Genomic DNA, 18,294 nt, shown 5'->3' with positions numbered 1-18,294 from the left:
CGTCCGTCCGAGACGGCCGAAGGGTCCTGACCGTGCACAGGCCGGCTCCAGGGCGGGCTCGTCCACAGGACCTCGCCGGCGTCGACCCGCCGGAGTCCTGCCTGCCTAGCGTGGCCGCCGTGAGCACACCACGGCAGGAGCTGCCTCGGCGACATGCGCGGACCGGTCGCGACCTCGAGCACGGCGACGCCGTCGTGCGGCAGCGCCTGCGCGCCGTCACCGGGCGTGCGCGCGAGGACCCCGTCCCGGTGACGCGCGGCGGCCGCCCGGCCCTCGCCTGGCAGCCCGTCACCGCGGCGTTCCCGCACGTCGAGCAGCACCGCGAGGGCGACCCGACGGGCGAGGACCCCGGCATCCCGGCAGAGCCGAGGGGACCGGGGGACGGCTGGCTCCCTGCGCGACCGGCGGACGACGGCGTCCGCGGCGAGGACGACCTCGCGGTCCGCCTGCGGTCCCGGGCTGCGACGACGGTCGCGAGCGCCTACACCGCCGCGCACGGGCACCCGACCGCGCACTCCGGCTTCGCCGGGCTCGACGACGGCGGCCGGCGACGCTGGGCGGCCTCGCCCCGTGTCGCGGTGGCCGCCCTCGTCGTCGTCCTCGCACTCGGCGCCGGTGTGGCCGTGACGGGCCTGCGTGCCGACGACGTCGAACCCCTCGTGCCGGTCGGGTCGCCGGGCACGGCGTCCGAGGGAGCGGTCGACGACGACGTCGCAGCGCCGGGCGCAGGGGCGGAGGAGAACGCTGCCGGCGCCCCCGACGACCCGGCGGGGGACGTCGGTCTCGTCCCCGGGGCGGAGGCGCCCGGGACGGGGGTCGTCGTGCACGTCGTCGGCCAGGTGGTCGCGCCCGGCCTGGTGACGGTCGCGCCCGACGCACGGGTCGCCGACGCGCTCGACGCGGCGGGCGGGGCGACACCGGACGCGGACCTCGGGGCGCTCAACCTCGCGAGGACCGTCGCCGACGGCGAGCAGATCGTCGTGCCACGCCCAGGGGAGGGCGTGGCTGCGCCGCCCGGAACCGCAGGACCGACGACCGGCGGCGCGACCGGGGACGGCGACGTCGTCGACCTCAACACCGCGGACGCCACGACGCTCGACGCCCTGCCCGGCATCGGGCCCGTGCTCGCCGAGCGCATCGTCGCCTGGCGGGACGAGAACGGGCCGTACACGTCCGTCGACGAGCTCGGCGAGGTGAGCGGGATCGGCCCCGCGGTGCTCGCCGACGTACGCGACCTCGTCCGCGTGTGACCGACCTGCGACTCGTCCCGGCGGCGCTCGCGGCCTGGACGACGGCGGCGCTCGCCGTGGGTGCGGACGGGCCGGACGTCCTGCGGCTCACCATGGTGGGCGTCCTCGCGCTGATGTTCCTCGTGCTGGGAGCGGCGACACCGAGCGTGCGGCGAGCGTGGGGCGGGGCGTCGCAGGCCGGGACGTCGCGCGCTGGGACCGGGCGTGCCGGAGCGCCGGGCGCTGCGGGGCGCGTCGAGAGCGTGCGTGCCGGGGTCGCGGGGCAGGCCCTGCTCGTCGCGGCGTGCGTCGTCGCCGTGCTGCTGTCGACGGGCGCCCAGCTCGTGGCCCGGTCCGGGCTCGCGGAGCTCGCCGCGGACGGCGCGACGGCGAGCGTCACGGCGACGGTGCGCTCCGCCGTCGAGCCGCGCACCAATCCCTGGACCGGCGCGGCGGACCGGTCCGAGGTGCGCGTGGAGCTCCAGGAGATCACGGCGCGCGGCGCGCGGACGACGGCCGCCGGGCAGGTCGTCGTCTCGGGACCCGGCGGCTGGGCCGGGCTCGTCTACGGGTCGACGGTCGATGCCCACGGCGTCCTCGCGGTGCAGGGCGAACGGATCCTGCTGCGGGTCGAGGATGCACCGCGCGTCGTCGAGCCGGCGGGGCCGCTCCTGCGCGGCGTGCACGCGATGCGGCAGAACCTCCTGGCGGCGACGGACGGCCTGAGCCCCCAGGCCCGCGGCCTCGTCCCCGGCGTGGCGATCGGCGACACGTCGCGGCTGGACCCGGAGCTCGACGAGGCGATGCGCGCGACGTCACTCACCCACGTGACCGCCGTCTCGGGTGGACACTTCGCGATCGTGGTGGCGTGCGTCGCAGCGCTGTGCGTGGCCGCACGCGCGCCGCGCGGGCTCCGCGTCGTCGTCACGGCGGCGGCGATGGCCGGCTTCGTGGTGCTCGTGCACCCGGAGCCGAGCGTCCTGCGTGCGGCCGCCATGGGCGCCGTCGGCGTCGTGGGGATCGCGCTCGGCCGGCCGTCGCGCGCCGTCGCGGCGCTCGGGGCGGGCGTCGTCCTGCTGCTGGTGGTCGACCCGTGGCTCGCACGGGCCTACGGGTTCGTCCTCTCCGTCGCCGCCACGGCGGGCCTCGCGCTCCTCACCGCGCCGATCGCCCGACGGCTCGCGCCGTGGTGCGGACGGGTCGCGGCCCACGTCGTGGCCGTGCCCGTCGCCGCGCAGGCCGCGTGCGCCCCGATCCTCGTGCTGCTCGACCCGAGCGTGAGCACCTGGGCGGTTCCGGCGAACCTGCTCGCGGCCCCCGCGCTCGGCCCCGCGACGGTCCTGGGGGTGCTGGCGACCCTCGTGGCACCCTGGTGGCCTGCGGGAGCGACGGCGGTCGCCTGGGCCGCGGGCGGCTTCACCTGGTGGATCGCCGGGGTCGCGCAGGCGTTCGCGGTTCTGCCCGGCGCGCGTCTGCCCTGGCCGGGCGGCGTGGGCGGGCTCGTGCTCCTCGCGGTCCTCACGGCCGCCGTGGCGGCGGTGATCGTGCGGTCGCGCGCCCTGGCCGCGCTGGGCGAGCGCCGGGCCGCCCGCAGGGCGTCCGCGCTCCCGTGGCGCGTGCGGGCGAGGCGCGGGGTGCGGGCTGTGCGGCGGGGTCTCGCCGGGTCGGGCGCGACCCGGTGCCGCCCGGTCACGACGGCGGCACTCGCGGCCGCGATCGGCTCCCTCGCCGTGCTCGTCGCAGTCCTCGTCGTCGTGCTCGTGCGGCCGCACCTGGCGTCGGGCGGCCTGGTGGCGACCGACGTGCCGGCCGACTGGGCCGTGGTGGCGTGCGACGTCGGGCAGGGGGACGCGCTCGTGCTGCGCAGCGGGCCGGCGTCGGCGGTCGTCGTGGACGTGGGTCCGGCGGGCGACGCGGCCGACCGGTGCCTCGACGGCCTCGGCGTCGACCACGTCGACCTGCTGGTCCTCAGCCACTTCCACGCCGACCACGTGGGCGGTCTCGAGCCCGTGCTCCGTGGCCGCACGGTCGACCGCGCACTCGTGACGGGCACCGCGGACCCTGCGGACCAGGCCGAGCGCGCGCGAGCGCTGCTCGACGCCGCCGGTGTCCGGGTCGACGTGGGGCGTGCCGGCGAGACGGGGGAGGCGGGCGTCGCGGGCGTGCGCTGGCAGGTGCTCCAGGCCGGCCCTCCGCACGGCGCGGGCGAGGTGGGAGACGGGAGCGCCCGCACGGCACACCACGACGGCGAGGAGGGCGGGGCGAACGACGCGAGCATCGCGCTGCTGGCCGTCGTCGAGGGCGTCGAGGTCGTCGCGCTGGGCGACCTCGAGGACGCCGGCCAGGCCGCCCTCGCGAGCTCGCTCACCGCGTCCGGGATCGGGCGCGTGGACGTCGTGAAGGTCGCGCACCACGGGTCCGCGACGCAGTCCGAGCGGCTCGCGGACGTCCTGGCGCCCGGTGTCGCGCTCGTGAGCTCGGGCGAGAACACGTACGGGCACCCCACGGACCGGGCGCTCGACCTGTACCGCGGGGTCGGTGCGAAAGTCCTCCGGACGGACATGTGCGGCACGTTCGCGCTCGTCGTGCGGGACGGCGTGCTCGGCGCCGCCGGTTGCGGATGACGTCGGCCGGCTGGTCGGAGGTTCGTGGCAGGCTGGTGCCATGCCCGCACCCACCCGGTCCTCCACCCGTCCGTCCGCCGGCCCGACCACCGCGTGGGACGACGTCCGGCTCGCTCCGGTCGTGCTGGTCCAGGGGCCGGAGTCGCTGCTCGCGGAGCGTGCCGTGGAGGGCATCCTCGTGCTCGCGCGCGAGCGCGATCCCGGGGTCGAGAAGGTGACGATCGAGGCGTCCACGTACCAGGCGGGCATGCTCACGGTCGCCGTGAGCCCGTCGCTGTTCGGCGAGGCGAAGGTGGTCGTCGTCGAGGGCGCGGAGTCGGCTACGGACGCGCTCGTCGCTGATGTCGTCGACTACGTCGCCGTCGCCGACCCGGAGACGACCCTCGTCGTCGTCCACGGGGGCGGGGTGCGGGGCAAGCGCATGCTCGACGCGATCAAGGCCGGCGGCGCACCCGTCGTCGCGGTCGACACGATCAAGAAGGACTCCGACAAGACGGCGTTCGTCACCGCGGAGTTCCGCCGTGCCCGACGCCGGATCGACGGGTCGGGCGTCCGTGCGCTGGTCGAGGCGCTCGGGAACGACCTGCGCGAGCTGGCCGCGGCGTGCGGCCAGCTCGTCACGGACACCGACGGCACCGTGACGGAGGCGGTCGTCGACCGCTACTACGGCGGCCGGGTCGAGGCGACGGGCTTCCGCGTCGCGGACGCGGCGGTGGCCGGTAACGCGGGGGAGGCGGTCGCGCTCCTGCGGCACGCGCTCGCGACCGGCGCGGACCCGGTGCCGCTGGTCGCGGCCCTCGCGATGAAGCTGCGCGCGCTCGCGAAGGTCGGCGCCATGCGCGGGCGCGGCGGCGCGTCGGCGAAGGACCTCGGCCTCGCGCCCTGGCAGGTCGACCGCGCGCGCCGGGAGCTTGCCGGCTGGACGCCGGAGGGCCTCGCGACGGCGATCACCGCCGTTGCCCAGGCCGACGCCGAGGTCAAGGGCGCCGGTCGGGACCCCGTGTTCGCCGTCGAGCGCGCGGTCCTCACGATCGCCCGTGCGCACGGGCGCTGACGCCGCGAGCGGGACGCACGAGGGGCGCCGACCCAGCCGGGTCGGCGCCCCTCGTGGGAAGCCTGTGCGGTCGTCGTGGCGATCAGCGCGTCACGACGACCTGGTGAGCCGTGGGCTCAGAGCGCGTTGACCGTCTTCGCGATGGCCGACTTGCGGTTCGCGGCCTGGTTCGCGTGGATGACGCCCTTCGAGACAGCCTTGTCGAGCTTGCGCGACGCCGCCTGGAGTGCGGTGGTCGCCGCCTCCTTGTCGCCCGCGGCGACGGCCTCACGCACGCGGCGCACGTACGTCTTGAGCTCGGACTTGACCGCCTTGTTGCGCAGGCGAGCCTTCTCGTTCGTGCGGATGCGCTTGATCTGGGACTTGATGTTGGCCACGTGTGGACTTTCTGGTGTGTGTTCGCCGAAGCGAGCGGATAGGTCGTAGAGGGCGACTCCAGCTCCGGGACTGGGGTGGGGAACCCGTGGAGAGGTGCTGGAGCTGTGCCCGCCGACCTGGGCGGACACGCGACCAACAAGATTACCAGCAGTCCCGGCCCGAACCCAATCCGCCGCCACGGGCTCCGGCGCCGGGCTCCCGACCGGCGCGTCGTCCGAGGCAGGGGGCTCAGCGGTGCTCGGAGACGCCCCGCGTGACCCGGTCGAACACGTCCCGTCCGACGACCGCTCCCTCGCGCCGCACGGCGCCCGGGTCCACCCGGATCACGCGGTCCAGGCGGACCTCGCTGGCACGTCCCTTCGCGTCCCACGGACCCGACCCGATGTCGAGCCAGTACCGGCCCCACCGCGCCTCGTCGCGCGCGTCGCGAGAGTGGTCCTTGCTCGTGAGCATGACGCCGAGGAGCCACCGGCCGTCCGACCCGACGAGCAGGACGGGCCGGTCCTTGCCCTGCGAGTGGTCCTCCTCGTACGGAACCCAGGTCCAGACGATCTCTCCCGGGTCCGGGTCGCCGTCGAGCCGGGGCGCGTACTCCGAGCGCACGCGACCCTCGTAGTCGCCCGGGTACCCGTCGGGCGCACCGCTCGACCCACGCGGGCCCGGGCGGGGCGCCGGCGCCGGACGGGGGCGTGTCGTCGCGGCCCCGCCGCGCCCGCCCGAGGGGCGCGTGATCGTCCCGACCACGGCGCGCGCCGCGTCGGTGAGCATTCCCAGCCATCGGTTGCGTGCCACGCGCGCAATCTACCCGGGGCTCGGTCCGGACGGGGGAGCGTCCGGACCGAAGTCACGTCAGGGCACGATGCGCTCGGACAGGGTGGCGGCCAGCGCGTCGGGCTCTCCGTCGACCAGGACACCTGCCTCGACCGGAGCCAGTCGTCCCCACAGGACGAGCGCGAGCTCGCGAGCGGGTGCGGACGCCGTCGCGACCGGGTCGCCGCCGCCGAGGACCCAGGACGCCCCGGCGTCCGTCGCCCGGAGCGCGACCGGGCGGGCGAGCGCAGCCATGCGTCCGAGGCGCACCTGCCGGGGTTGCATGACGGTGACGAGCTCGTCGACCGTGTCGGCCCAGACGGCGGGCGGGACGTCGTCGACGGTCGTGCCGGCCGACGCGCGGAGGTCGTGGAGGTGGACGAGCGTCTCGTGCACCTGCCTGCGGTGCCAGAACCGTACGGTCGACGCCGGGTCGTCGGGCCCGAGGAGGGTCCAGGCGGGGGCGTCCGGGTCGAGCTCGGCAAGGGTCTCGCGGAGCTCGGCGGCCTGCGCGGCGTAGAACGGCGCGAGGTCGGACGGGCCGTCGCCGAGCGGCGTCTCCTCGCGGCGTCGCGCCTGCGCTGCCGCCCAGTGGTGGACCTGCCCGAGGTGCTCGACGAGGTCGCGCACCTCCCACCCGCCGCACGCGGGGACGCGCGCCTGCGGGTCGGCGTCGCGGACGTCGGTGAGGAACGCGTCCTGCAGGCGGGCGAGGAGCGCGACGTGGTCGAGGGCGTCGGTCATGGCGGGATCATGCCCGCTGCGCCGGCTCCTCGGAAGAGGCGGCGACGGCGGTCAGGCGGCGAGCACCGCGTCGACCTCGCGCAGGAAGTCGTCCAGGTCGTCCGGGGTGCGGGACGTGACGAGCGTGTAGGCGCCGTCGTCGCGCACGACCGCACGGTCCACCCACGCGCCGCCCGCGTTGAGCACGTCCGTCTCGAGCGACGGGTAGCTCGTGAGCGTCCTGCCCTCGACGGCCGCCGCCTCGACGAGCGCCCACGGGCCGTGGCAGATGGCGGCGACGGGCTTGCCCGCCGACGTGAACGCCCGGACCAGGCCGACGGCGTCGTCCTGGAGGCGCAGCGCGTCCGCGTTGATCGTGCCGCCGGGCACGAGCAGCAGGTCGTAGTCGGCGGGGTCGGCGTCCGCGTGCGTGAGCGTCGGCGTCACCGTGCGGCCCGGGTCCTTGTCGCCCACGAGCGTCTGCACGTCGTCGGCCGAGGTGGCGGCGACGTCGACCTGCACGCCCTCGGCGCGCAGGTGCTCTACGGGGACGACGAGCTCGTCCTGCTCGACGCCGTAGTTCGTCACGATCGCCAGCACGCGGCGTCCTGCGAGGTCCGTGGCCATGAGTGGCTCCTCTCGTCGGCGGGTCGACGCGGACTGGTCGACCGCCCTCCACGCTAGGCCGGAGGCCCTCCCCCCGCAGGGCGGGCAGCGGGAGCGAGGCCGGACGAGTCCGACGCCGGACGTGGGACAATGGATCCTCCCGCCCGCCCGAGAGCGAGCGTCGGCGCGCGCCGCCCTGCGAGCGCGCGTCCCGACCCGCACCACTCCCAGGAGCGCACCCGCGTTGTCCCCGATCCCCAGCGCCCAGCTGAGCACCCGCATCCAGCCGGCGGCCACGCCGCCCGAGCTGATCCGGAACTTCTGCATCATCGCGCACATCGACCACGGCAAGTCGACCCTGGCCGACCGCATGCTGCAGCTCACCGGTGTCGTCGAGCCGCGCGCCATGCGCGCGCAGTACCTCGACCGCATGGACATCGAGCGCGAGCGCGGCATCACGATCAAGTCGCAGGCCGTGCGGATGCCGTGGTCGGTGGACCACGACGGGATCGAGACGGCGCACGCGCTGAACATGATCGACACGCCCGGGCACGTCGACTTCACGTACGAGGTCTCCCGCTCGCTCGCGGCGTGCGAGGGCGCGGTCCTCCTGGTCGACGCGGCGCAGGGCATCGAGGCCCAGACCCTCGCGAACCTCTACCTCGCGATGGAGAACGAGCTCGAGATCATCCCGGTCCTCAACAAGATCGACCTGCCCGCGGCCCAGCCGGAGAAGTACGCCGAGGAGATCGCCGGGCTCGTGGGGGGCGACCCCGCGGACGTGCTCAAGGTCTCGGGCAAGACGGGCGAGGGCGTCGAGGTGCTGCTCGACCGGATCGTCGAGCGGGTGCCCGCGCCGGTGGGCGACGCAGACGCCCCGGCGCGCGCGATGATCTTCGACTCGGTCTACGACACCTATCGCGGCGTCGTGACCTACGTGCGCGTCATCGACGGCAACCTCAACCCGCGCGAGCGCATCGTCATGATGTCGACGCGTGCGACGCACGAGCTCCTCGAGATCGGTGTGATCTCGCCCGAGCCGATCGTCACGAAGGGCCTGGGCGTCGGCGAGGTCGGTTACCTCATCACGGGCGTCAAGGACGTGCGCCAGTCGAAGGTGGGCGACACGGTGACGAACGCGGCCAAGCCCGCGACCGACGCCCTCGGCGGGTACTCCGACCCCAAGCCCATGGTCTTCTCGGGCCTGTACCCGATCGACGGCACCGACTACCCGGTGCTGCGCGACGCGCTCGACAAGCTCAAGCTCAACGACGCCGCGCTCAACTACGAGCCCGAGACGTCGGTCGCGCTCGGCTTCGGCTTCCGCGTCGGGTTCCTCGGCCTGCTGCACCTCGAGATCGTGCGCGAACGCCTCGAGCGCGAGTTCGACCTCGACCTCATCTCCACCGCGCCGAACGTCGTCTACGACGTGACGCTCGAGGACGGCACCGTCATCAAGGTGACCAACCCGTCGGAGTTCCCGGGCGGCAAGATCAAGCAGGTGAGCGAGCCGGTCGTGCGCGCGACCATCCTCGCGCCGAGCGAGTTCGTGGGCACCGTCATGGGCCTGTGCAACGACCGTCGCGGGCAGATGCTCGGCATGGACTACCTGTCCGAGGACCGGGTCGAGCTGCGCTTCACCCTCCCGATGGCCGAGATCGTCTTCGACTTCTTCGACCACCTCAAGTCGCGCACGCGCGGCTACGCCTCGCTCGACTACGAGCCCTCGGGCGAGCAGGTGGCCGACCTCGTCAAGGTCGACATCCTGCTGCAGGGCGAGCAGGTCGACGCGTTCAGCGCCATCGTGCACAAGGACAAGGCGTACGACTACGGCGTGATGATGACCGCCAAGCTCAAGGAGATCATCCCGCGCCAGCAGTTCGAGGTGCCGATCCAGGCGGCCGTCGGCGCTCGCGTCATCGCGCGCGAGACCGTGCGCGCGATGCGCAAGGACGTCCTCGCGAAGTGCTACGGCGGTGACATCAGCCGCAAGCGCAAGCTGCTCGAGAAGCAGAAGGAGGGCAAGAAGCGCATGAAGAACATCGGGTCCGTCGAGGTCCCGAAGGACGCCTTCATCGCCGCGCTCTCCTCCGACGCCGCGGGCGGCAAGGACGCCAAGGACAAGTCCAAGAAGTGAGCCCGGCCCTGCCCGACGGCGAGCCGGTCCCGCCCGACGGCTCGCTGCCCGCATGGGTCGCGCCGCGCGGGGGCGAGCCGTCCACGGACGACACGGGCGCGTCGTCGGGCACGACGGCGAGGCGCGGGTTCGGCGTCTACCTGCACGTCCCGTTCTGCTCCGTGCGGTGCGGGTACTGCGACTTCAACACCTACACCGCCTCCGAGCTCGGCGGCGGCGCGAGCCAGGCGTCGTACGCGAGCACCGCGCTGCGCGAGATCGACCTCGCGGCGCGCGTGCTGCGCGAGGCCGGGCTGCCCGAGCGGCGCGTGTCGACGGTCTTCGTGGGCGGCGGGACGCCCACGCTCCTGCCCGCGGCGGACCTCGCGCGCATGCTCCGTGGCGTGCGCGACGCGTGGGGCCTGGCGCCCGACGCCGAGGTGACGACCGAGGCGAACCCGGACTCGGTGACGCCCGCCTCGCTCGCCGAGCTCGCGGCCGCCGGGTTCACGCGCGTCTCGTTCGGCATGCAGTCGGCCGTGCCGCACGTGCTCGCGACGCTCGAGCGCACGCACGACCCGCGTCGCATCCCGGACGTCGTGCGCTGGGCGCGCGACGCCGGGCTGAAGATCTCGCTCGACCTCATCTACGGCACGCCGGGGGAGAGCCTCGACGACTGGCGGGCGAGCCTCGACGCGGCGCTCGCGACCGGCGTCGACCACGTCTCGGCGTACGCGCTCGTCGTGGAGCAGGGGACCAGGATGGCCGCCCAGGTGCGCCGGGGCGACGTCGCCCTGCCGAGCGAGGACGACCAGGCGACGAAGTACGAGCTCGCCGACGAGCTCCTCACCAGTGCCGGGCTCACGTGGTACGAGGTGAGCAACTGGGCCCGCACCGACGACGACCGGTGCCGCCACAACCTCGCCTACTGGCGCGGTGACGACTGGTGGGGGATCGGCCCGGGAGCGCACTCGTACGTCGCCGCGATGGACGGTGGCACGTCGGGTCTCGACGGCTCGTCGGGTCCGGACGGCGACCGTGTCGGCGTGCGGTGGTGGAACGTGAAGCACCCGCGCCGGTACGCGGCGCTGCTCGAGGCGGGCACGAGCCCCGCGGCGGGGCGCGAGCTCCTCAACCGCACCGAGGCGCACCTCGAGCAGGTCATGCTCGGCGTGCGCCTGCGCGACGGGCTCGACCTCGCGGTCCTGTCCCCGGCTGGACGGCACGCCGTCGCCGGGCTCGTCGCGACCGGACTCCTCGACGGTCGCGCCGCCGTGGCCGGTCGCGCGCTGCTCACCCTGCGGGGGCGGTTGCTGGCCGACACGGTGGTCCGGGCGCTCACGGACGGCTGACGACCGGCCCGGGACCGGGTGAGTTCGCCGTCGTCGCGGCGTTTCCTCTAGCGCGCCGAGACGATCCCCGCCAGGGTGGAGCAGGACCGCCTGAGATGGGCGACCGACACACGACGTCCACATCCGGCGCGTCGCGCGCGGCGCCGGTCCTGCGGTCCGTCCGGCCCGAACGAGGAGACACATGAGCGACAGCACCGCCGGCGGTCCGCCGCGCGACGAGAACGAGCCGCACCGCCCCGCCGAGCCCGCACCGACCGCAGAGCCTGCGCCCGAGGACCCGTACGCGGCCACGCCCTTCACGCCGGAGCAACCGGCACTGCCCGAGCAACCGGCACTGCCCGAGCAACCGGCACTGCAGACGCCACCGGCGCCCGATCAACCGGTCGCGCCGCCGCAGGCGTCGCCGTACGGCGCACCGCCCGCCGCAGCCTCCCCTCCGCCCTCGCAGCCCTACGGCGCGCCCGCCGGCGCCGGCTACCCCCCGCCCGGCCAGCCGCCGTACGGCCAGCAGCCGCCGCCCGGGCAGCCCGGCTACCCGCCTCCGGCCGCGCCGTACGGACAGCCGGGCTACCCGGGCCAGCCCGTGGAGGTCGGCGAGGCGTTCAGCTACGGCTGGAACAGGTTCACCCAGAACGCCGGCGCCATCATCGGTGGCGTCCTCACGTGGGCCGCGGTGCTGCTCGCCCTGAGCCTGGTGTTCTTCTTCGTCATCATCGGCACCGCGTCGACGTCGGTCGACCCGGTGACGAACGAGCTCACGACCACCGGCGGCATCGCGTTCGGGTTCAGCACCTTCCTGTTCGTGGCGGTCGTCGCGGTGCTGGGCTTCATCGTGCAGGGCGTCGTGGTCAACGTCTCGTTGCTCGTCACCCGCGGCAAGAAGATCGAGTACGCCGACTTCTTCCGGATCCCGCACCTCGGAAACGTCATCCTCACCGCTCTCGTCGTCGGCCTGGCCGTCGGCATCCTCAGCGTGACGTTCGTCCTGGGCATCGTGTTCGCCTTCTTCGCGCAGTTCGCGCTGTTCTACGTCATCGACAAGAACCAGGGCGTCTTCGACGCGATCAGGTCGAGCTTCACGGTCGTGAGCAAGAACCTCGGCACGGTCGTGCTGCTGTTCCTCGGGGTCTACGTCGCGCAGCTCGTCGGATCGCTGCTGTGCTACGTCGGCCTGCTCGTGGCGCTGCCCGTGGCGCAGATCGCGACCGCCTACGTCTACCGCCGGCTCAACGACGAGCAGCCGGTGTGACCTGACCTGGCGCCGCGAGCGGCGCCACCCGGCGCCCGGCGCCGTCGTCTCGCCGCGCGCCGAGCCCCGCGGACCGTCATCGTAGGACCGAGCACCAACGGTGCAGACGAGAACCGAGGTGGACCATGACGCACGACCCCGCCAACCCGACCGGCGAGCCCCCGCGCGACGACGAGCACGGCGCCGACGGCGCCGACGGCGCCACACCGCCGGAGCCGTCACCGTACGGCCCCACGCCCCCTGACCCGACGCCGTCCGACCCGACGCCTCCCGCGGCGCCGTCCTCCGGTGAGCCGTCCACCGCCCCCGGTGCCGCGCCGTCGGGACCGCCGGCGTACGGCGAGCCGGGAGCGTACGGCTCTCCCTCGGGTGCGCCCGGGTACCCGCCGCCCGGGGCTGGCTACCCGCCCGCCGGGCCCGGCTATCCGCCGCCCGGTGCGGCGTACCCGCCCTCGGCGACTCCGGTGGGGCCCGTGCCGACCGGGCCGGGTTTCGCGGTCGGCGACGCGATCTCCTACGGGTGGCGCAAGGTCACGTCGAACCTGGGCCCCTGGATCCTCGTGGCGCTGATCTTCCTCGCGGTGAACATCGCGTGGAGCTGGATCACGGGCGGGTTCGACCAGCTCCAGGACCAGTACGACTTCACGGACACCAACGTCTTCGCGGTCACGGGCATCACGTTCACGAGCATCCTGCTCGGGATCGTGGGCACCGTGATCGGCTACCTGATCACCGCCTTCTTCACCCGGGGCGCGCTCGACGAGGTCGACGGCCGCCGTCCCGACGTCGCGGCGTTCTTCCGGATCGGCAACGTCGTCAACGTGATCCTCGCCGCGTTGATCGTGGGCATCCTCACCGGCGTCGGGCTCGTCCTGTGCATCCTGCCCGGGTTGGCCGTCCTGCTCTTCTCCGCATTCGTCTACTACGTCGCCCTCGACCAGCGCCAGGACGCGATCACCGCGATCCGCACGAGCTTCTCGCTGGTCGCGAAGAACTTCGGCCAGATGTTCCTGCTCCTGCTCGCGCTCTTCGGCATCAACATCCTCGGCGCGATCCCGTGCGGCCTCGGTCTCTTCGTGACGATCCCCCTCAGCTACGTCGCGGTCGGCTACGCCTATCGCCGGCTGACGGGCGGGATGCCCGCCTGACCGCCCTGGCCGGGCGACGCCCGGCCCCAGGGAGTTCCCACGAGCACGGAGGTGCCGGTGCCGGTTCGGCTGCTCGACCCGTCCGCACTGCCGCAGCCCGAGGTCTACGCGCAGGTGTCGGTCGCCGAGGGGTCGAGGCCCGGGCGACCTGGCCGCGCAGACCGAGCAGGCCTACGCCGACGTGCACGAGGCGCAGCGCCTGGGCTTCGACCTCGTCCGCCCGATCACGCTGCTGAGGTCACCGCGCTCGGCGAGCCGGACCTCCTCGTGGAGGTCGAGGCCGTCGCAGTCCTCCCCTGAGGTGCCGAGGCCACGGGCAGACGGTGGCGCCGTCGCTCAGGGTGCGGTCACGAAGTCGATGAGCTCCTCCACGCGCCCGAGCAAGGACGGCTCCAGGTCGGCGTAGGTCCGGACGGTGCCGAGGATGCGCTGCCACGCACGACCGACGTCCTCCGCCGACGCGGCGGGCCAGCCGAGCTCGCGCAGGATCCCGCGCTTCCACTCGGTGCCGCGCTCGATCACGGGCCAGCGCTCCAGCCCGACGCGCGCCGGCTTCACGGCCTGCCACACGTCGACGTACGGGTGGCCGAGCACCATGACCGTGCCGGCGGGCACGCTCCGCAGGGCCTCGTCGGCGATCCGCCGCTCCTTGCTGCCGGCGACGAGGTGGTCCACGAGCACGCCGACCCGGCGCTGCGGCGTCGGGCCGAAGTCCGCGAGCGCCGCGGCGAGGTCGTCCACGCCGTGGAGGGGCTCGACGACGACGCCCTCGACACGCAGGTCGTCGCCCCAGACCTTCTCCACCAGCTCGGCGTCGTGCTTGCCCTCGACCCAGATGCGGCTGCCGCGCGCGACGCGTGCCCGCTGCCCGACGACGGCGCGCGAGCCGGACGCGGTGCGCGACGGGGGAGCGGGGGGGCGGGAGGTGACGGGGGCGGTGAGCTCGACCGGGGCGCCGTCGACCCAGAAGCCGGGGCCGAGGGGGAACGTGCGTGTGCGGCCCGCGCGGTCCTCGAGCACGACGACGTGCATGCCGCCGGACTTCTCGACCCGCACGACGGCGCCGACCCACCCGGTCTGCACGTCCTCCACGACGAGCCCGCGCTCGGCGGGCTGCGGACGGGAGACCGGTCGCTGCCGGTGGTGGGCGGGGGCGGGCGTGCCGCCGAGGACGTCGGAGCCGTAGCGGTCGAAGGACACCCCGACACCCTAGGTTCGTCGCGCGGCGCGGACCGGCGCGCGACACGCGGGTACGCGTTCGCGACGAGCGGAGGGCCGAGGACGAGTCGTCGCGGACGCGTAGGATTGGCACTCGAAGGTCGAGAGTGCCGAGACCAGCCCGCCTGCCCGGCGGTGCGGAGCGGTGCACGGGAGGTGGACGTGAGCGAGGAGCGCCGTCTGGAGGTGCTGCGGGCCATCGTCGAGGACTACGTCCTCACGCGGGAGCCCGTGGGTTCGCGCATCCTCACCGAGCGCCACGAGCTCGGGGTCTCGCCCGCGACGATCCGCAACGACATGGCGGCGCTCGAGGACGCGGGGTACATCGCCCAGCCGCACACGTCCGCCGGCCGCGTGCCGACGGACAAGGGCTACCGGCTGTTCGTCGACCGGCTGTCGGGCGTCAAGCCGCTGTCGGCGCCGGAGAAGCGCGCGATCGAGACGTTCCTGTCCGAGGGCGTGGACCTCGACGACGTCATCGCCCGCGCCGGCCGCCTCCTCGCCCAGATCACCGGCCAGGTCGCGGTCGTGCAGTACCCGTCGCTGCGGCGCTCGGGCCTGCGTCACCTCGAGCTCGTGCCCGTGGGCGACGCGCGCCTGCTCGTCGTGATCATCACCGACACCGGGCGGGTCGAGCAGCGCACCTTGGAGGTCGCCGCGGTGCCCGACGAGGGCACGCTCGCCGAGGTGCGCGCGCGCCTCAACGCGGCGGCGGCGGGCAAGCGGCTCGCCGACCTGACGTCGGGGTTCGCGGCGGTGCGCGACGGCTTCCACCCCGACGACGCCCCGCTCGTCGAGGCCGTCGGCGACCTCGTCGCGCAGACGCTCGCGGAGGAGAGCGAGGAGCGGATCGTCCTCGCCGGGACGGCCAACCTCGCGCGCGCGGGCATGCGGTTCGAGCACGCCCTGCGCCCCGTCCTCGAGGCGCTCGAGGAGCAGGTCGTCCTCCTGGGCCTCCTCACGGAGATGGCGGCGGAGTCCGGCGTCAGCGTGCGGATCGGCCACGAGACCCAGCTCGAGGGCCTCTCGGAGACCTCCGTCGTGACGACCGGATACGGTAGCGACGGGGACACGGTCGCGCTGGTCGGCTCGATCGGCCCCACGCGCATGGACTATCCGGGCACGATCGCGGCCGTACGGGCGGTCGCGCGCTACATGTCGCGGGTGCTCGGCACGTGAGCCGCCCCGGCTGCGGACCGGTGCGGCCCGCCGCCCGCGACCCTGCTCCCGAGCTTCGCCCGAGCATCCCCGACCCCGGCCGGCCCGCCGGCCCACGACCGGCACCAGCAGAGAGTGACGTGTGAGCGACTACTACGAGATCCTCGGCCTGACGCGTGACGCCAGCCAGGACCAGATCAAGAAGGCGTACCGCAAGCTCGCGCGCGAGCTGCACCCGGACGTCGCGGGCGAGGAGGCGGGCGACCGCTTCAAGGACGTCGCGCGCGCCTACGAGGTGCTGTCGAACCCGGAGAAGCGCCAGCAGTACGACCTCGGCTTCGACCCGAGCGCGCCCGGAGGCGGGGCCGGCGGCCCGATGGGCGGCGGGTTCGGCTTCCAGGACATCTTCGAGACGTTCTTCGGCGGTGGCCAGGCGCAGCAGGGTCCGATCCCGCGCGCCCGCCGTGGCCAGGACGCGCTCGTGCGCCTCGACATCGACCTCGCGGAGGCGACGTTCGGCGCCCAGCGCGAGCTCCAGGTCGACACGGCCGTGGTGTGCGGGACGTGCGGCGGCACGTGCTGTCGCCCCGGCACGTCGCCGCGCACGTGCGACGTGTGCCACGGCCGCGGCACGGTCCAGCGCGTGGCGCGCTCGTTCCTCGGCCAGGTCATGACGAGCGCCCCGTGCGCCGCGTGCCAGGGGTTCGGCACCGTCATCCCCGAGCCGTGCGCGGAGTGCTCCGGCGAGGGCCGGGTGCGCAGCCGGCGCTCGATCACCGTCAACGTCCCGGCCGGCGTCGACACGGGCACGCGCATCAAGCTCACGTCGCAGGGCGAGGTCGGGCCTGCAGGTGGCCCGGCGGGCGACCTGTACGTCGAGATCCGCGAGCGCAACCACGACACGTTCGTCCGCCGCGGCGACGACCTGCACTGCACCCTCCAGGTGCCGATGACGGCTGCCGCGCTCGGCACCGTGCTCGAGCTCGAGACGCTCGACGGCGCCCAGGAGATCGACCTGCGTCCGGGCACGCAGCCGGGGCAGATCGTCACGCTGAAGAACCTCGGTGTCGGGCACCTGCACGGCAACGGCCGCGGCGACCTCAACGTGCACATCGAGGTCCTGGTGCCGAGAGAGCTGGACGAGGAGCAGGAGCAGCTCCTGCGCTCGCTCGCGGCGCTGCGCGGCGAGGAGCGGCCGGAGCCGCGCCTGTCCGCCGCGCACCCGGGCGTGTTCTCCCGCCTGCGCGACAAGCTCTCCGGGCGCTGAGCGGGGCCCGGGCGTGAGCGCACCCGTCTTTCTCGCCGAGAGCGGCGTGGACACGGTCGTCCCCGGCGACCGCTACGTGCTCGACGGCGCCGAGGGCCGCCACGCGGGCGTCGTGCAGCGCAAGGCACGCGGTGAGCGCGTCGACGTGGTCGACGGCGACGGGCTGCGCCTGCGCTGCGTGGTCGAGGACACCGAGGCGGGCCGGGTGACGCTGCTCGTCCAGGAGGTCGACCGCGAGCCCGCGCCCGGCGTCGTCGTCACGCTCGTCCAGGCGCTCGCCAAGGGCGACCGCGACGAGATGGCGATCGAGGCGGCGACGGAGATCGGGGTCGACGTCGTCGTCCCGTGGCAGGCCGAGCGGTCGGTCGTGGTCTGGCGGGGGGAGCGCGCGGCGAAGTCTCGCGCGCGCTGGCTCGCGACCGTACGCACCGCGACGAAGCAGGCGCGCCGCGCGCGGCTCCCGCTCGTCGAGGTCTCCCTGGACTCGCGCGGTCTCGCGGCGCGTGTCGCCGCCGTCGTCGCGGCGGGCGGCCGCGCCATCGTCCTCCACGAGGAGGCGACGACGGCGCTCGCCGACGTCGACCTGCCCGCGCCCTCCGGGGCCGGTGTGCCGGAGGAGACGTCCGCGCCCGAGGTGCTGGTCGTCGTCGGGCCCGAGGGCGGGATCTCCGACGGCGAGCTCGGGTCCCTGACCGGCGCGGGCGCCGTCGCGGCCCGCCTCGGACCGCACGTCCTGCGCACCTCGACCGCCGGGCCCGTCGCGATCGCGCTGCTCGCGCAGCGGCTCGGCCGCTGGGGCGTCGAGGCCTGACCCGCGCCGGCCACGCGCGGGTGCGCGAGCGGTGGACTACCCTCGGCGCATGACGAGCTCGGACACGCCCCCGCGGACGGACACGGACTGCCTCTTCTGCCGCATCGTCGCGGGCGAGCTGCCCGCGGACGTCGTCGCGACGAGCGAGCGGGCGATCGCGTTCCGCGACATCGACCCGCAGGCGCCGGTGCACGTGCTCGTCGTGCCGCGCGACCACCACGGCGACATCGCGCAGCTCGCGGCGGCCGACCCGGAGCTGCTCGGCGACGTCGTGGCGCTCGCGGACGAGGTCGCGGGACAGCTCGCGGACGGCCAGTTCCGGCTCATCTTCAACTCCGGCCCGCGCGCCGGACAGAGCGTGTTCCACGTGCACGGCCACGTCATCGCGGGCGCGGAGCTGGGCTGGACCCCGGCCTGACGGGACCGGTGACCGCGGGACAGCGTGCTGAGCCGTGCGCGAAAGGGAGTGTGGGGCCGGGTCCCGCTCGGTAGGATGGTCGGGTTCCGGGGCCCTGCCGCCCTGGTCGCCATTACCTGCCCGACGAAGGAGC

The 18,294-nt window shown here is 74.6% G+C and carries 16 protein-coding genes; 11 read left to right on the top strand and 5 right to left on the bottom strand.

Translation table 11 applies throughout. The features are described from left to right. Nucleotides 1-119 precede the first annotated feature (119 nt). Genes ACMXGY_RS13325 through holA form a run of 3 tightly spaced genes read left to right on the top strand, consistent with a single transcriptional unit; the run spans nt 120 to nt 4,907 of the window. A complete protein-coding gene (locus ACMXGY_RS13325) occupies nt 120-1,250 on the top strand; it encodes a ComEA family DNA-binding protein (RefSeq protein WP_483773472.1) in 1,131 nt (376 codons plus the stop codon). Further along, entirely contained in the window at nt 1,247-3,853 is a 2,607-nt protein-coding gene (locus ACMXGY_RS13320) for a ComEC/Rec2 family competence protein (RefSeq protein WP_483773471.1), read from the top strand. The genes ACMXGY_RS13325 and ACMXGY_RS13320 overlap by 4 nt, the downstream gene beginning before the upstream one ends. A 40-nt stretch (nt 3,854-3,893) precedes the next feature. Further along, on the top strand, nt 3,894-4,907 hold the full coding sequence (gene holA / locus ACMXGY_RS13315; RefSeq protein WP_483773470.1) for a DNA polymerase III subunit delta: 1,014 nt from the start codon (nt 3,894-3,896) through the stop codon (nt 4,905-4,907). 116 nt (nt 4,908-5,023) lie between these two features. Here the strand turns inward: holA and rpsT are convergent, their stop codons facing one another. The 4 genes from rpsT to ACMXGY_RS13295 form a co-directional block, all read right to left on the bottom strand. Then, the gene (gene rpsT / locus ACMXGY_RS13310; RefSeq protein WP_483773469.1) at nt 5,024-5,284 is read right to left on the bottom strand and encodes a 30S ribosomal protein S20; all 261 of its coding nucleotides are present in this window, start codon (nt 5,282-5,284) and stop codon (nt 5,024-5,026) included. Nucleotides 5,285-5,513: 229 nt separating this feature from the next. Next, nucleotides 5,514-6,077 carry a type II toxin-antitoxin system PemK/MazF family toxin gene (locus ACMXGY_RS13305; protein ID WP_483773468.1) on the bottom strand — a complete coding sequence of 188 codons (564 nt, stop codon included), beginning with the start codon at nt 6,075-6,077 and terminating at the stop codon, nt 5,514-5,516. Between the two features lie 57 nt (nt 6,078-6,134). Next, entirely contained in the window at nt 6,135-6,839 is a 705-nt protein-coding gene (locus tag ACMXGY_RS13300; protein WP_483773467.1) for a maleylpyruvate isomerase family mycothiol-dependent enzyme, read from the bottom strand. A gap of 51 nt (nt 6,840-6,890) precedes the next feature. After that, entirely contained in the window at nt 6,891-7,445 is a 555-nt protein-coding gene (locus ACMXGY_RS13295; protein ID WP_483773466.1) for a type 1 glutamine amidotransferase domain-containing protein, read from the bottom strand. Between the two features lie 223 nt (nt 7,446-7,668). Here ACMXGY_RS13295 and lepA point away from each other — a divergent pair, with 223 nt between their 5' ends. The 4 genes from lepA (at nt 7,669) to ACMXGY_RS13275 (ending at nt 13,289) form a co-directional block, all read left to right on the top strand. Continuing rightward, complete coding sequence (gene lepA, locus ACMXGY_RS13290; protein ID WP_483773465.1) at nt 7,669-9,561, top strand: translation elongation factor 4; 1,893 nt, start codon at nt 7,669-7,671, stop codon at nt 9,559-9,561. Further along, nucleotides 9,558-10,892 (top strand): radical SAM family heme chaperone HemW, encoded by a 1,335-nt coding sequence (gene hemW, locus ACMXGY_RS13285; protein WP_483773464.1) that lies wholly within the window; start codon nt 9,558-9,560, stop codon nt 10,890-10,892. Before lepA ends, hemW begins: the two co-directional genes overlap by 4 nt. 181 nt (nt 10,893-11,073) lie before the next feature. Then, entirely contained in the window at nt 11,074-12,141 is a 1,068-nt protein-coding gene (locus ACMXGY_RS13280) for a DUF7544 domain-containing protein (protein ID WP_483773463.1), read from the top strand. Nucleotides 12,142-12,266: 125 nt separating this feature from the next. Beyond that, entirely contained in the window at nt 12,267-13,289 is a 1,023-nt protein-coding gene (locus ACMXGY_RS13275; protein ID WP_483773462.1) for a DUF2189 domain-containing protein, read from the top strand. A 336-nt stretch (nt 13,290-13,625) separates the two neighbouring features. Here ACMXGY_RS13275 and ACMXGY_RS13270 read toward each other — a convergent pair whose 3' ends face one another. Further along, a complete protein-coding gene (locus ACMXGY_RS13270; protein WP_483773461.1) occupies nt 13,626-14,489 on the bottom strand; it encodes a DUF3097 domain-containing protein in 864 nt (287 codons plus the stop codon). Nucleotides 14,490-14,669: 180 nt separating this feature from the next. Here ACMXGY_RS13270 and hrcA point away from each other — a divergent pair, with 180 nt between their 5' ends. The 4 genes from hrcA to ACMXGY_RS13250 all read left to right on the top strand — a co-directional run bounded on the left by hrcA (nt 14,670) and on the right by ACMXGY_RS13250 (nt 18,161). Next, nucleotides 14,670-15,686 carry a heat-inducible transcriptional repressor HrcA gene (hrcA, locus tag ACMXGY_RS13265; RefSeq protein ID WP_483773460.1) on the top strand — a complete coding sequence of 339 codons (1,017 nt, stop codon included), beginning with the start codon at nt 14,670-14,672 and terminating at the stop codon, nt 15,684-15,686. A gap of 121 nt (nt 15,687-15,807) precedes the next feature. After that, nucleotides 15,808-16,932, top strand: coding sequence for a molecular chaperone DnaJ (dnaJ, locus tag ACMXGY_RS13260; RefSeq protein ID WP_483773459.1), 1,125 nt, complete (start codon nt 15,808-15,810; stop codon nt 16,930-16,932). 13 nt (nt 16,933-16,945) lie between these two features. Then, the gene (locus ACMXGY_RS13255; RefSeq protein WP_483773458.1) at nt 16,946-17,743 is read left to right on the top strand and encodes a 16S rRNA (uracil(1498)-N(3))-methyltransferase; all 798 of its coding nucleotides are present in this window, start codon (nt 16,946-16,948) and stop codon (nt 17,741-17,743) included. Nucleotides 17,744-17,792: 49 nt separating this feature from the next. Then, complete coding sequence (locus tag ACMXGY_RS13250) at nt 17,793-18,161, top strand: HIT domain-containing protein (protein WP_483773457.1); 369 nt, start codon at nt 17,793-17,795, stop codon at nt 18,159-18,161. Nucleotides 18,162-18,294 lie beyond the last annotated feature (133 nt).

Source organism: Cellulosimicrobium sp. G4 BAM 1002 (assembly GCF_057126935.1).
Note: the sequence above shows the minus strand (reverse complement) of the source record. Positions and strands in the feature narration are given on the sequence as shown.

Bases quoted from the DNA above. Each gene is read 5' to 3' on its own strand.
- ACMXGY_RS13295 (WP_483773466.1), bottom strand. From the start codon at position 7,445: ATGGCCACGGACCTCGCAGGACGCCGCGTGCTGGCGATCGTGACGAAC.
- ACMXGY_RS13250 (WP_483773457.1), top strand. From the start codon at position 17,793: ATGACGAGCTCGGACACGCCCCCGCGGACGGACACGGACTGCCTCTTC.
- ACMXGY_RS13300 (WP_483773467.1), bottom strand. From the start codon at position 6,839: ATGACCGACGCCCTCGACCACGTCGCGCTCCTCGCCCGCCTGCAGGAC.
- ACMXGY_RS13280 (WP_483773463.1), top strand. From the start codon at position 11,074: ATGAGCGACAGCACCGCCGGCGGTCCGCCGCGCGACGAGAACGAGCCG.
- holA (WP_483773470.1), top strand. From the start codon at position 3,894: ATGCCCGCACCCACCCGGTCCTCCACCCGTCCGTCCGCCGGCCCGACC.
- ACMXGY_RS13275 (WP_483773462.1), top strand. From the start codon at position 12,267: ATGACGCACGACCCCGCCAACCCGACCGGCGAGCCCCCGCGCGACGAC.